A 12,947-nucleotide genomic window follows, 5' to 3' on the forward strand; every position below is an offset into this window, starting at 1 on the left:
GTTCCTCCTCGCTGCGGGTCGTCGTGTGCGTTGTTGCGCGATCAGCGGCGTCAGCCCGCCGCGCCATAACGCTCGCCCGCTGGCCGGTCGCCCGCGTAGCCCGTCATGCTGTAGCGCTGCGTGCGCCCCTGCGCGTCCTGCCGCAACAGTCGGAAGCCCGGCTCCACGTCCGGCCGGTTGACGATGAACGACAGGCGCATCGTCTCGAAGGTGCGCACCGAGTCGAACGCGTTGACCTTGATGTAGTGCTGCGGCCGCGCCTCGCGGCAAGCCCTGACCTCCTGCAACACGCCGGCCGCGTCGTGCAGGTCGAACATCGGCAGACCCCACATTTCCCAGTAGGTGTTGCGCGGATGCGGGTCGTCGGTGAATTCGACCGAACAGGCCCAGCCCTGGCGCAGCGCGTAGTCGATCTGCAGGCCGATTTCCTCGTCGGTCAGCTCGGGCAGAAAAGAAAACGTTCCTTGAGTAATACGCATGACGAACCTCGTGGATGGATGTCGCGTTCGGAACCGCGTCAACGGTGCCCCGCGCGGTGCCGTTGCACCGCGTTGCGGATGCGCTCGTGGGGCGCTCGCGGGAAAAGCTCGGCTTGGCTAGGCCGCCGTCGGCGTGGCGGCGAAATCGGGCGTATCGGTCGATGCGTAGTTGAAGCTCACGTCGCGCCACGTATCGAGCGCCTGCTTGAGCGGCGTGCACCAGCGCGCGGCGGCTTCGAGCACGTCGGGCCCTTCGCGCAGAATGTCGCGGCCCTCGTTGCGCGCCTTCACCATCGCTTCGAGTGCGACGCGGTTCGCGGTCGCGCCGGCCTGGATGCCGGCCGGATGGCCGATCGTGCCACCGCCGAACTGCAGGATCGCGTCGTCGCCGAACAGGTCGAGCAGTTGATGCATCTGCCCCGCGTGAATCCCGCCCGAGGCGACCGGCATCACCTTGCGCAAGCCGGCCCACGGCTGGTCGAAGAAAATGCCGCGCGACAGATCGACCGCGTTGTGCGCGTCGCGGCACACGTTGTAGTAGCCCTGCACCGACAGCGGATCGCCTTCGAGCTTGCCGACCGCGGTGCCCGCATGCGCGTGATCGACGCCCGCCATGCGCAGCCATTTGGCGATCACGCGAAACGAGATGCCGTGGTTGCGTTGCCGCGTGTAGGTGCCATGCCCCGCGCGATGCAGATGCAGGATCATGTCGTGCCTGCGGGCCCAGCGCGACATCGACTGGATCGCGGTCCAACCGATCACGAGGTCGATCATCACGATGCACGAGCCGAGCTCCTTCGCGAATTCGGCGCGCTCGTACATGTCCTCCATCGTGCCGGCCGTCACGTTCAGGTAGTGCCCTTTGAGCTCGCCAGTCTCCGCCTGGGCGCGGTTCACCGCCTCCATCGCGAACAGGAAGCGGTCACGCCAGTGCATGAACGCCTGCGAGTTGATGTTCTCGTCGTCCTTCAGGAAATCGAGGCCGCCGCGCAGGCCTTCGTAGACCACCCGTCCATAGTTTTTGCCCGACAGACCGAGCTTCGGCTTGACCGTGGCGCCGAGCAGCGGCCGACCATACTTGTCGAGCCGTTCGCGCTCGACGACGATGCCGGTCGGCGGCCCCTGAAACGTCTTCAGATACGCGACGGGAATGCGCATGTCTTCGAGCCGCAAGGCTTTCAGCGGCTTGAAGCCGAACACGTTGCCGATGATCGATGCGGTCAGGTTCGCGACCGAGCCCTCTTCGAACAGATCGAGTTCATAAGCGATGTACGCGAAGTACTGCGGCTCGTCGGCGCGAGACACCGGCACCGGCTCGACGCGATACGCCTTCGCGCGATACATGTTGCAGGCGGTCAGGCGGTCGGTCCACACCACCGTCCACGTCGCGGTCGACGATTCGCCGGCCACCGCGGCAGCCGCTTCCTCGGGTTCGACACCGGGTTGCGGCGTGATGCGAAACAGCGCGATCACGTCGGTGTCTTTCGGTTCGTAGTCCGGTTGCCAGTACCCCATCTCGCGGTATTTCATCACGCCCGCCGCGTACCGTTCGCGCGGATTGTGCGGATCGCGCGCTTGAGGTTCGGGCTGGATCGGCGGTTGACTGAAATCGTTCATGACGTGTCCTCGAAGGTGGCAAGCGCACTGCCGGAAGAACGAAGCGCTTGAGTTGCACTGTAGGCATGGACACGCCCAAGGTGAATTCACGATTTTATTTGGCAGACTTAACGGATCGGTTATCGCTATCACATCGTGAGGTTCTTTTTCGAGCCGTGCGACGCGAATGGGAGCAGAATGTGTTGGTGAGCGAGGCGGGCGCGGCGTGACAGCGCAATCGAATTAGCGAATCGCGATGGCACACTTTGCTTCGTTTTCGCCACACCGCGCGGCTCTTTGCGTCTGGCAACCCGCGCGAGCGCCACGGCGTGGCGCAATTCGCCGGGTGCTGTATTGGCCGTCGAATGCACGCACGCCTGGCCGGCCGGAACGCGCATGGGCACGGAGCTTGCATGATGCCGGCTGCCGTCGACACCGGGCATCACGCCGGGCCGGCGGCGCAACGCTGTTCCACCCGCTGTTTCAACCGAAGGAGAAAGCACGTATGCAATGGACGACTCCGAGCTACACCGACGTACGCCTCGGTTTTGAAATCGTGATGTATGTCGCTACGCGTTAAGCCCGCAACCGGGCCGCACGCCGCGGCCCCTTTGCGGTTTCCGTTTGTGTTTGACCTCTGCTGACGGCCGGCCTTCCGGCGCTGTCGGGACACACGTTCCCAGCCATGATCCACGAAACGATCGTCACCACGGCAGCGTGCGATGGCCGTCCTCATATCGCGCCAATGGGCGCGCGCTCCGAGGGCGAGCGCATCATCCTCGCGCCGTTCCGTCCGTCGGTCACGCTCGACAACGTGATCGCGACGCGTGCGGCGGTGCTGAATTTCAGCACCGACGTGCGTATCTTCGCGGGCTGCGTCACGCACTGCGCGACCGATTGGCCGACCGTGGCCGCGAGCCGCGTGCCGAGCGTACGTCTGGCCGCGTCGCTGGCCCACGCCGAGCTCGAACTCGACGAGCTGCGCGACGACGCCGAGCGCCCGGTGCTGGTGATGAAATGCGTGCACCGCGAAAACCACGCGCCGTTCGCGGGCTTCAATCGCGCGCAGTCGGCGGTCGTGGAAGGCGCGATTCTGGTGAGCCGGCTCTTCATGCTGCCGGCCGACAAGGTCGATCGAGAAATGGCGTATCTGCAGATCGCGATCGACAAAACCGCCGGCGACAACGAGCGCACCGCATGGAGCTGGCTCGTCGCCGCGATCGCGCGATATCGCGCGAGCCTCGAAGACGCGGCGCATCAGGCCGCCGCTTCGGCCCATCACTGAAAACCCTTCCTTCCGCGGAGAACCCCGATGACCGCATTGCTCGCGAGCGTCCGCTCGGCTGATGAAGCATTCGACGCCGCCCGCGCCGGCGCCGAACTGATCGACCTGAAAGAGCCGGACGACGGCGCGCTCGGCGGCCTGTCGATCGGCGCCATCACGAACATCGCGCAACAACTTCGCGCGCACTACCCGGTCAAGCCGATCAGCGCGGCGATCGGCGACGTGCCGGCCGATGCGTTCGACGAGATCGCCGCGCGCGTGATCGACGTCAGCGATGCCGGCGTCGACTATGTGAAGGTCGGCGTCGCGCGCGGACCGGCCGCGCGCCGCTGCATCGAGCAGCTTGCGAATCTGCCGGCTAGCGTCGTGCCGGTGCTGCTATGCGACGGCGGCATGGACGACGAACTGGTCAGCCACACCGCGGCGCTCGGCTTCGCCGGCCTGATGTTCGATACCGCGAGCAAGGACGGCGGCACGCTGTTCGATCACGTCGATGTCGACTCGCTCGCGCGCTGGTTGCGGCTCGCGCGTCAGCGCGGCGCGATGGCGGGCATCGCCGGTGCGCTCGGCTGGGCGCAACTGCCGCAGATCCGCGCGCTGGCGCCCGACGTGGCCGGTTTTCGCACCGCGCTGTGCGCCGACGGGCGCCGCTCGCGGCTCGACCCCGAGCGCGTCGCGCAATGGGCGAGCGCGTTGCATCGGCCGGCTGGAGAGGTACGCGTCGATAGCGCGGCGCCGTTGCCGGGCTCGACGAACGCGACGCGGCTGTAGCAGCCGCTCACATCACCGGAATATTCAGCAAACGGTCGCGCATCAGCGCGACGTTGCTCTTGTCGAGCAATTCGACCACATAGTTCGCATCGTTCACGTAGTCGACGAACTTGCGGTCGATCACCCCCGCCGCGGCCAGCGTTTCGAGCGGATCGTCGACGGCGATCGGACAGGATTTGACGACGACCAGCCGCTCCGCGTTGAGCATCGTCGATAGCCAGGCGGCGAGGCTGTCCGAGGTCGTGTCCCAATTGCTCATCGCGTCGGGCGTGTCGCGCATCAGCGCGGTCGGCGCCCACACGGCGACATGACCGTCACGCAGGGTGCGGCGAATCTTCGCCTCGCTCGACGCGATCACCAGTTCGGGCGAAACGCCCTGCATCAGCAGCGCATATTGCGTCATCGCGAGCAGACACATGTTGTGCGCGGCCAGATCGTCGAAGTTCCACTCGCCCTGGTACTGGCGGACCTTGTCCGCGAAATCGCCGCCGCCGGGCACGATCACGACCCGTCCGCCGCCGACTTCGCATAGCTCACTGAGCCAGTGGCGCAGTGCCGGGTCGTGACTCAGGCTGCCTCCGATCTTGACCACCCACATGACTGTTGCCCTCGTGTCCAGTTGAGTGCCCGGCCGGGTCGCGTCGTTTCGCAACCTCGTTCATCACCGAACTTGTCCCGCTCGCCATATCGTGTCCCCTGCCCCTCTTTGCGCTACTCGTGCGCCGGCGCGCCGCGTTCCCGGATTGCGCGCCGCGCCTCTCAACTCATGCCGCGCGCGCCGCGATACCACGCGCGCCGCGCCGTTGCGCGCCCGGCTCGCGCGCCGCGAGCAGCGCGACCGCCACGCTCGGCGCGCAGGTCGCCGCCCATGCCGCGCAAGCATCGGGCACGCCCGCCAGCGCGCCGAAGTCGATATAGCCGCGCGCCTCGTCGCGCGCCAATGCGGCGACGAGGAAGCGGCCGCAGCCAGCGCCCACCAGCGGTGCGGCCGCGAGCGCCGGCTGCGCGGCGACCACGCGCATCAGGTTCGCGCCGATTTCGCGCACCTGCAGCGCGCGCCAGCGCCGCGCAAAGTGCAGCCATTCGACCTCCGACGCGTCGTGCGCGTCGTGCCCGATCATGCGCGCGAGCCGCGCGCGGCTCGCCGCCTGCGTCTTCGGCCCCTGGTCGGCGCTCGGCTGCACGTCGTGCAGCGGGTCCAGTTCGCCCGTCAGCCGGTAGACGTCGGCGGTCGTCGCAAACCATTCGTTCATCACGTTCAGCATGGCGCCGCCGAATTCGATCCGCTGCGCGACGCCGCACAACGGCGTGCGCACGACGCCGTGATACACGAGTTCGCCGGTCGCGAGCCGGCCCGCATCGGTCGCGGCACGCGCGACGACGCGGCCGTCGACGATCGGAATGATGTCGGTGGTGGTGCTGCCGATGTCGATCAGCAGCGCGTTCGCCATGCAGGTAGCGACCCAGCTCGCGGTCGCGAGCCAGTTCGCCGACGCGACGTGACGCCAGCCGGCCGCGCAGTCGGCGGCGGCGAGCCAGCCGGCGGCGCCGGCGTAGAAACGCAGTGATGGACCGAGCCGCTGCGCGAGCGCGGCCACGATCGCGCGCACGCCTTCGGCGCGATCCGCGAACAGGTCGACCATCTCGCCGGTCATCGTCACCGCATGCTGCGCGGCCTCCGTGCGGGCCTGCGGCCAGCGCTCGAAGACGAGCTCGATCGTGCGGTGCAGATGGTCGAGCCCCTGCCAAAGCGGACACGGCCATTGCACGACGTCCAGCACGGCGTCGCCGCCGTCGACGAGCGACACTTTCACGTGCGCGCCGCCGATGTCCCAGCCGAACCGCGCCGCCGGGTTCGAACGGGCGGGGCTCAAGGGCGCACCTCGTACGTCGGCGAATTAGCGCGCGCCGCGCCGCAGCGCTCGATGCGCACGCCATGCGCGGCCAGCAGCGCGCGCGTCAGGCCGCTGCCGCGCGCCGCCGACAGCCCCGCATAAGCGACCGTCAAACGCGGATTCACTTCGATCACGACCGGCCCGAGTTGCGGATGCCACACGACATCGATGCCGACGAAGCCGCGCAAACCCGGGATGGCCCGCGCGACGCGATGCGCGAGCGTGTCGAGCGCGCGGCCCATGTCGCTGTGCTGGTCGATCTGATCGACCAGCACGCCGTCGAACTCGACGATCCGCGCAACATCACCCGACGCGTCGCCGCCGCTCAGCCCGATCTGCTGACGGTTGATGCTGAGGAGCTTGGTAGCGTCGCCGCGGCAGATCAGCGACAGGCTCAACGGCTCGCCATCGACCCACGCCTGCAGCACCGGATTGCGCGCCGCCGCCGCGCGCGCCTCGTACTCGGCGCAGGCATCGGCGAAGCGCTCGTACACGATGGTGTCGAGGCCGCCCGCGCCGTCGTCCGGTTTGACCACCCAGCGGCCGTCGTGCTGCGCGGCTGAGTCGCCGGGTTCTAGCGCCGGCGTCGTCGCAATGCCATGCGCGGCAAGACACGCCGCCGTCGCGCTCTTGCTCGACGCGACGCGGATCGCTTCCTTCGCGCAGCCGAGCCAGCGCGCAGTGCCGACCGCATCGTGAAAGCGCAGCAGCAGCCCGTCGCATTCCGGCGCGACGACCCACGCGTAATCGTGCTCGCGCGCCGCGCGCGCGACGAACGCCGTCATCGATTCGCCGGGCGCGGCCATACAATGGGCCTCGCCCGCCCCTGGCGTTTCGAAGCGCGAGGTCGCGAACGTGACCTGCACGCCGTCGAATTCACGCAGAGCGGCGACCAGCGCGTCGCGCATCACGCGTCCTTCGACGATCAGCGCGCTCAAATCGGCGAGACTGCCCGGGCCGGCGAGCTGGGGGTCGATGCCGCCGCCGGTGAGATACTCGTAGACAAAGATTCTGGTCAAAGGAAAGCGCCCCTATGCAGGTGATACCTGTTCTCGATCTGCTCGACGGCCAGGTCGTACGCGCGGTGCGCGGCGAGCGGAGCGCCTATCGGCCCATCCAGTCCCGCCTCGTCGCGACGAGCGACCCACTTGCCACCGCCCGCGCGCTGCTCGAAGCCAGCGGCGCGCGCACGCTCTATATCGCCGATCTCGGCGCCATCCTGCAGCGCGGCGCGCATGCTTCGACGCTCGCCGCATTGCGGGCCGCGCTGCCCGGCATCGAACTGTGGCTCGACGCGGGTTTCGCGGACTACGCGTCGATGCGCGCGCTATTCGAGCGCATCGACGACGCCATCGATCAACACGACAGCCCTGCTGCCGCTTCCCATCTCGCGACTCTCGTGCCTGTGTTCGGCTCGGAGACGCTGCGCGATATCCACGCACTGCACGCGGCTCAGCGCGCCGGCCTTGCGCCGATCCTGTCGCTCGATCAGCGGGCGGGCGAACTGCTCGCCGCGGCCGCGCTCGACCGCTCGTCGGCGTGGTGGCCGCCGCGCGTGATCGCGATGACGCTCGACCAGGTCGGCAGCTACGCCGGCCCCGATCTCGCGACGTTCGAGCGCGTGCGCGCGCAAGCCGCCGCGCACACCACGCTGATCGGCGCGGGCGGCATCCGCAATCGCGACGATCTGGCCGCCGCGGCCGGCACCGGCGCAAGCGCCTGGCTGGTGGCCTCCGCGCTGCACGATCGACAGATCGACTACGCGCATTCCGATTCCGCGTAGGCCTTCCATACAATTTCCATGCCACGCGTCCTGACAGCGCTGTCGGTAAACGCAACGCAAGCCGGACTGTTCGCGTGTGACACTCTGCTTGACACTCTGCTCCAGAACGGCACACATTTTGGATGGCGCAGCGGGCCTTTGACGCGCGCGCCGACGCAGGATCAGGCACGCTTACCGCAGGGTCGAAAGACCGGCATGGAGCTTGCTAAACCTGCCCCATGCATAGCCCCTCCATCGATCCATCGACCCCCAGCCCGAGCGCAACGCGCGCCGCGGCGCTCACACGCGACTGGATCTGTCCGTTCTGCCCTTTGCTGTGCGACGACCTGGCCGCCGTTGCCCATGACGACGGCACGCTCGATGTGCCGGACACCGAATGTTCGCGGCTCGCTCACGCGCTCGCGCAGTACGGCGCGACGGACGCGCAATGCGCTTGCACCGTCGATGGCGACGAAGCGGACAAGGATGCCGCGCTGGCGAGCGCCGCGCAGTTGCTCGCGAACGCGCGCCGCCCGCTATTCGGCGGCCTCGCCACCGACGTCGCCGGCATCCGCGCGCTGTATCCGCTTGCCGCCGCCTGCGGCGCGATCCTCGATCATCTGCACGGCGATGCGCTGACGCCCGCGACGCTCGCTTTGCAAGACCGTGGCTCGTTCTTTACGACGCTCTCCGAAGTGCGCGCGCGCGCCGACCTGCTGGTGTTCTTCGGCTGTCAGCCGTCGTGGCGCTATCCGCGCTTTTTCACGCGCGCGCTGGCGGGCACCGAACTCGCGCGCGAGCTGGTCTTCGTCGGCTGCGAAGCGGACCCGGCTGCAGCCGGCTTCGCGCAAACGCGCATCGACACGCTGCTGCCGGACACCGATCCGTACGACACGCTCGCGCTGTGGTCAGCGCTCGCGGAAGGACGCGACGCCGCCGCGCTGAGCCACGGCGATGGCAGCGCAGCCAACGTGGCAACCGCGCTCGCGTCGTTGCACGCACGCATCGCCGGCGCGCGCTATACGGTGGTCGTCTACGAACCGGCCGCACTGCCCGCGCCACACGCGGCGCTGCTGATCGAAGCGCTGAACCGGATCGCGAAGGCCGTGAATCGCACGACGCGCGCGGCATGTCTCACGCTCGGCGGCGACGACGGCGCGTTGACGGTCAATCAGACCGTCACGTGGCTGTCCGGCTTGCCGCTGCGCACGCGCGTGTCGATGCCGGCGCACGCCGCGGGCACCGCGCCGCTCGATCACGATCCGTACCGCTATCGGACGGCTCGGCTGCTCGCCGAACGCGAAGTCGATGCGCTGCTGTGGATCGCGGGCTTCGCGCCGCACGCGTGGCCCGCGTCGCTCGATCCCGCGCTTGCCCTGATCGTGCTCGGTCATCCGGCGCTCGCCGATGCCGCCAGGGCACGCGGCGCGAACACCGTGTTCGTGCCGGTCGCGACACCGGGCGTCGATAGCGGCGGGCATCTGTTTCGCATCGACGGCACGGTCGTGATGCCGCTCACCGCCGCGCGTGGTGCCGCGCTGGAGTCGGTGGCGTCGATTGCCGCGAAGTTGAGCGGGCAACTGAGCGAACGCTCGAGTACGCGCGAGGATCAGCCATGACTCTCGTCCGGCTCAAGGGCGGCACGTTGTTCGACCCGATCCACAACGTCAACGGCGAGCGCCGCGACCTGACGTTCCGCGACGGCCGCATCGTCGACCTGCCCGCCACCACGCCCGTCGATCGTGAATACGACGCGACCGGCATGATCGTGATGGCGGGCGGCATCGACCTGCATTCGCATATCGGCGGCGGCAAGACCAATCTGTCGCGCCTGCTGCTGCCCGAGGACCATCGCGCCGATGCGCGGGGCGCCCATGCGCCGCGCGAGGCCGCCTACGAAGCCGCGCGCGACGACAACGGCCGCTACCTGCGCCTGCCGTCGTGCGGCGTCTGCACGCCGGGCACGCTCGCGACCGGCTACCGCTACGCCGAAATGGGCTACACGGCAGCGTTCGAGCCGGCGATGATGCCGTCCAACGCGCGCCACACGCACCTCGAAATGGGCGACACGCCGATCATCGATCACGGCGCGTACGTGATGCTCGGCAACGACGAGCTGTTCCTGCGGATGCTCGCCGCGCGCGACGACTTCGAACGTCTGCGCGATTACGTCGGCTGGACGATCGACGCGAGCAAGGCGCTCGGCGTCAAGGTGGTGAACCCCGGCGGCATCTCGGCGTTCAAGTTCAACCAGCGCTCGCTAGACGTCGACGAGCCGCACGCGCACTACGGCATCACGCCGCGCGACGTGCTGCGCACGCTGACGCGCGCGCTGACCGAGCTGCGCGTGCCGCATCCGCTGCACGTGCACACGAGCAACCTCGGCGTGCCCGGCAACCTCGCCTCGACCATCGCGACGATGGACGCCGCCGACGGTCTGCCGATCCATCTGACGCATATCCAGTTTCACAGCTATGGCACCGAGGGTTCGCGCAAGTTTTCGTCGGGCGCGCGGCAGATTGCCGAGGCCGTGAACGCGCGGCCGAACGTGTCGATCGACGTCGGCCAGATCATCTTCGGACAGACCGTCACGGCCTCCGGCGACACGATGATGCAGTTCCGCAACGCGCCGCTCGCGCGGCCGCACAAGTGGGTGGTGGGCGATATCGAGTGCGACGCGGGTTGCGGCGTGCTGCCGTTCCGTTATCGCGAACAGAGCTACGTGAACGCGCTGCAATGGATCATCGGCCTCGAAATCTTCCTGCTCGTCGACGACCCGTGGCGCGTCGCGATGACCACCGATCATCCGAACGGCGGACCGTTCACGAGCTATCCGCATCTGATCCGCCTGCTGATGGACAAGCCGTTTCGCGATGAGCAACTGGCGAAGCTGCATCCCGAGGCGCAGGTCGCCAGCGCGCTGCCGGAGCTCAAGCGCGAATTCTCGCTGTACGAGATCGCGATCATCACGCGTGCCGGTCCCGCGCGTCTGCTCGGTCTGCGCGATCGCGGCCATCTCGGCGCGGGCGCGGCGGCGGACATCGCCGTCTATCGCGACGAGCCGGACCGCGAGCGCATGTTCACGTCGCCGGCCTATGTGTTCAAGGACGGCGAACTGGTCGCGCGCGACGGCACGCTGGTCGCGACGCCGACGGGCGGCATCCATTTTGTCGCGCCGCAATTCGATCACGGCATCGAGACAACGCTGCGCGCGTATAGCGACGCGAACCTCGCGAGCAACTTCGCCCACGCCGCGATCAGCGACGACGAAGCCTGCCGCTGCTGCCGCGGCGGACGGCTATTGCCCGTCGAATGTCTAACCTGACGCGTCCACGATGAACGCTCCCGCCCCGCTCGACATCAACGGCACCGCGATCGACGCGACCTTCGCCGAAGCCTTTCCGATGAAGGCGACCCGGCTCGTGATCACCGCGCACACGCCGACGTGGGCGATGCACGCGGCGAACTCGCTGACGGGCTTCGCGACCTCGGTGATCGGTTGCGGCTGCGAGGCGGGCGTCGAGCGTGCGCTCGCGCCCGCTGCCACGCCCGACGGCCGGCCCGGCGTCGCGGTGCTGTTGTTCGCGGTGTCGTCGAAGGAGCTCGCGAAGCAGATCGGCCGGCGCGTCGGCCAATGCGTGCTCACCTGCCCGAGCACGGCCGTCTACGGCGGCATCGATCCGGCCACGAGCCGCGCGCCGCTGTCCGACCCGGCGCCGCTTGGCAGCGGGCTGCGCTTTTTCGGCGACGGCTGGCAGATCGCGAAGATGATCGACGCGGGGAACGGACCCACGCGTTACTGGCGCGTGCCGGTGATGGACGGCGAGTTCGTCTGCGAAGACACGGCGACGACGGTCAAGGCCGTTGGCGGCGGCAACCTGCTGCTGCTCGCGCGCGACCTGGGCGCCGCGCTCGCGGCGGCCGAAGCCGCGGTCGCCGCGATGCGCCGGCTGCCGAACGTGATCATGCCGTTTCCCGGTGGCATCGTGCGTTCGGGCTCGAAAATCGGCTCGAAGTACGCGGGCGCGACCGCGTCGACCAACGACGCGTTCTGCCCGAGCCTGATCGGCCTCGCGCGGCGCAGCGAGTTGAGCGCGGACGTTGGCTGCGTGCTGGAGATCGTCATCGACGGTCTGACCGACGCCGACGTCGGCGCGGCGATGACGGCCGGGATCGGCGCGGCCGCCGGACTCGGCCGCGCGGCCGGCGTGCTGCGCATTTCGGCGGGCAACTACGGCGGCAAGCTCGGGCCGTACCACTTTCATCTGCACGAACTGGCGGCGGGGCTCAACGGGAGTCACGCATGAGCACGACCACGTTGCGCGTGAAGACACCACCCGGCTTTCGCGTCGATGCCGCAGCGCTGTCACCCGCGGCGCTGGCCAGCATGAGCGTGGCCGAGATCGAGCGCATCGTGCTGCCGGCCGGCAACGAGCGCTGCGTGGTCGGCGACGTCTTCGAGGTTTCGCGCGACGACGCGCCTGCGTCCGGCGACGACATGGCCACGCTGCTGATCAACGACGCCGCGCGGTGGCTGGACCGGCTCGGCGCGCAGATGGATGGCGGACGGCTCGTCGCGCGCGGCTCGGTCGGCGACTACGGCGGCTTCAGAATGAGCGGCGGCTTGCTTGAAATCGACGGCGACGCGGGGCACTTCACCGGCTGCGAAATGCGCGGCGGACGCGCGACGGTGCGCGGCGACAGCGGCGACTTCGCCGCCGGCGCACTGACGGGCGATATGGAAGGCATGAGCGGCGGCACGCTGACGATCCACGGCAACGCGGGCGCGCGGCTCGCCGACCGGATGCGCCGCGGCCTCGTGCTGGTCGGCGGCAACGCGGGCGACTTCGCGGCGTCGCGGCTGGTGGCGGGGACCGTCGGCGTGGCGGGGCAACTGGGCGCGCATTATGCCTATGCAATGAGGCGTGGCACGCTGCTGCTCGCGCAACGGCCAGAGCCACTGCCGCCCCCTACTTTCACCGGCGGCGGACACGGTTTCGACGTATTCTGGTCATTGCTCATACGCAGTCTCGCGGCCGAAATCGCGCCGTTTTCGCAGTGGCGGGCGGACCGTCTGCCGGTCCGCTTCACGGGCGACCTCGCGGTCGACGGCCGCGGTGAAATACTGATCGTCGGCTGAGCCAGCTATGTCAGCCGCG

13 protein-coding genes are annotated in these 12,947 nt (G+C 68.6%); 8 read left to right on the forward strand and 5 right to left on the reverse strand.

The window, feature by feature from the left end:
* Positions 1-50: 50 nt before the first annotated feature.
* Entirely contained in the window at positions 51-479 is a 429-nt protein-coding gene (locus F6X39_RS23420; RefSeq protein WP_027195078.1) for a ribulose bisphosphate carboxylase small subunit, read from the reverse strand.
* 117 nt (positions 480-596) lie between these two features.
* On the reverse strand, positions 597-2,096 hold the full coding sequence (locus tag F6X39_RS23425; RefSeq protein ID WP_187618297.1) for a form I ribulose bisphosphate carboxylase large subunit: 1,500 nt from the start codon (positions 2,094-2,096) through the stop codon (positions 597-599).
* A 484-nt stretch (positions 2,097-2,580) separates the two neighbouring features.
* Between F6X39_RS23425 and pqqA the strand changes: the two genes are divergently transcribed.
* From pqqA to F6X39_RS23440, 3 genes are all read left to right on the forward strand, one after another.
* A complete protein-coding gene (gene pqqA / locus F6X39_RS23430) occupies positions 2,581-2,655 on the forward strand; it encodes a pyrroloquinoline quinone precursor peptide PqqA (protein ID WP_113062024.1) in 75 nt (24 codons plus the stop codon).
* A gap of 105 nt (positions 2,656-2,760) precedes the next feature.
* Positions 2,761-3,360, forward strand: coding sequence for a DUF447 domain-containing protein (locus tag F6X39_RS23435; RefSeq protein ID WP_187618298.1), 600 nt, complete (start codon positions 2,761-2,763; stop codon positions 3,358-3,360).
* 27 nt (positions 3,361-3,387) lie between these two features.
* Positions 3,388-4,131, forward strand: a complete 744-nt coding sequence (locus tag F6X39_RS23440; RefSeq protein WP_187618299.1) for a (5-formylfuran-3-yl)methyl phosphate synthase — start codon at positions 3,388-3,390, stop codon at positions 4,129-4,131.
* A 7-nt stretch (positions 4,132-4,138) separates the two neighbouring features.
* Here F6X39_RS23440 and F6X39_RS23445 read toward each other — a convergent pair whose 3' ends face one another.
* From F6X39_RS23445 to F6X39_RS23455, 3 genes are all read right to left on the reverse strand, one after another.
* On the reverse strand, positions 4,139-4,729 hold the full coding sequence (locus F6X39_RS23445; RefSeq protein ID WP_184052028.1) for an aspartate kinase: 591 nt from the start codon (positions 4,727-4,729) through the stop codon (positions 4,139-4,141).
* Positions 4,730-4,895: 166 nt separating this feature from the next.
* The gene (locus F6X39_RS23450) at positions 4,896-6,005 is read right to left on the reverse strand and encodes a hydantoinase/oxoprolinase family protein (protein WP_187618300.1); all 1,110 of its coding nucleotides are present in this window, start codon (positions 6,003-6,005) and stop codon (positions 4,896-4,898) included.
* Entirely contained in the window at positions 6,002-7,045 is a 1,044-nt protein-coding gene (locus F6X39_RS23455) for an ATP-grasp domain-containing protein (protein WP_187618301.1), read from the reverse strand. The genes F6X39_RS23450 and F6X39_RS23455 overlap by 4 nt, the downstream gene beginning before the upstream one ends.
* A gap of 14 nt (positions 7,046-7,059) precedes the next feature.
* Here F6X39_RS23455 and F6X39_RS23460 point away from each other — a divergent pair, with 14 nt between their 5' ends.
* The 5 genes from F6X39_RS23460 to F6X39_RS23480 all read left to right on the forward strand — a co-directional run bounded on the left by F6X39_RS23460 (position 7,060) and on the right by F6X39_RS23480 (position 12,928).
* Complete coding sequence (locus tag F6X39_RS23460) at positions 7,060-7,809, forward strand: HisA/HisF-related TIM barrel protein (RefSeq protein ID WP_187618302.1); 750 nt, start codon at positions 7,060-7,062, stop codon at positions 7,807-7,809.
* 218 nt (positions 7,810-8,027) lie between these two features.
* Positions 8,028-9,407: a formylmethanofuran dehydrogenase gene (locus F6X39_RS23465; protein ID WP_187618303.1), complete on the forward strand. Its 1,380-nt coding sequence runs from the start codon at positions 8,028-8,030 to the stop codon at positions 9,405-9,407.
* Positions 9,404-11,113 carry a formylmethanofuran dehydrogenase subunit A gene (locus F6X39_RS23470; RefSeq protein WP_187618304.1) on the forward strand — a complete coding sequence of 570 codons (1,710 nt, stop codon included), beginning with the start codon at positions 9,404-9,406 and terminating at the stop codon, positions 11,111-11,113. The genes F6X39_RS23465 and F6X39_RS23470 overlap by 4 nt, the downstream gene beginning before the upstream one ends.
* A 10-nt stretch (positions 11,114-11,123) precedes the next feature.
* The gene (gene fhcD / locus F6X39_RS23475) at positions 11,124-12,095 is read left to right on the forward strand and encodes a formylmethanofuran--tetrahydromethanopterin N-formyltransferase (protein WP_187618305.1); all 972 of its coding nucleotides are present in this window, start codon (positions 11,124-11,126) and stop codon (positions 12,093-12,095) included.
* On the forward strand, positions 12,092-12,928 hold the full coding sequence (locus F6X39_RS23480) for a formylmethanofuran dehydrogenase subunit C (protein WP_187618306.1): 837 nt from the start codon (positions 12,092-12,094) through the stop codon (positions 12,926-12,928). Before fhcD ends, F6X39_RS23480 begins: the two co-directional genes overlap by 4 nt.
* Positions 12,929-12,947 lie beyond the last annotated feature (19 nt).

This window comes from Paraburkholderia sp. UCT2 (assembly GCF_014397665.1).
GTDB lineage: Bacteria > Pseudomonadota > Gammaproteobacteria > Burkholderiales > Burkholderiaceae > Paraburkholderia > Paraburkholderia tuberum.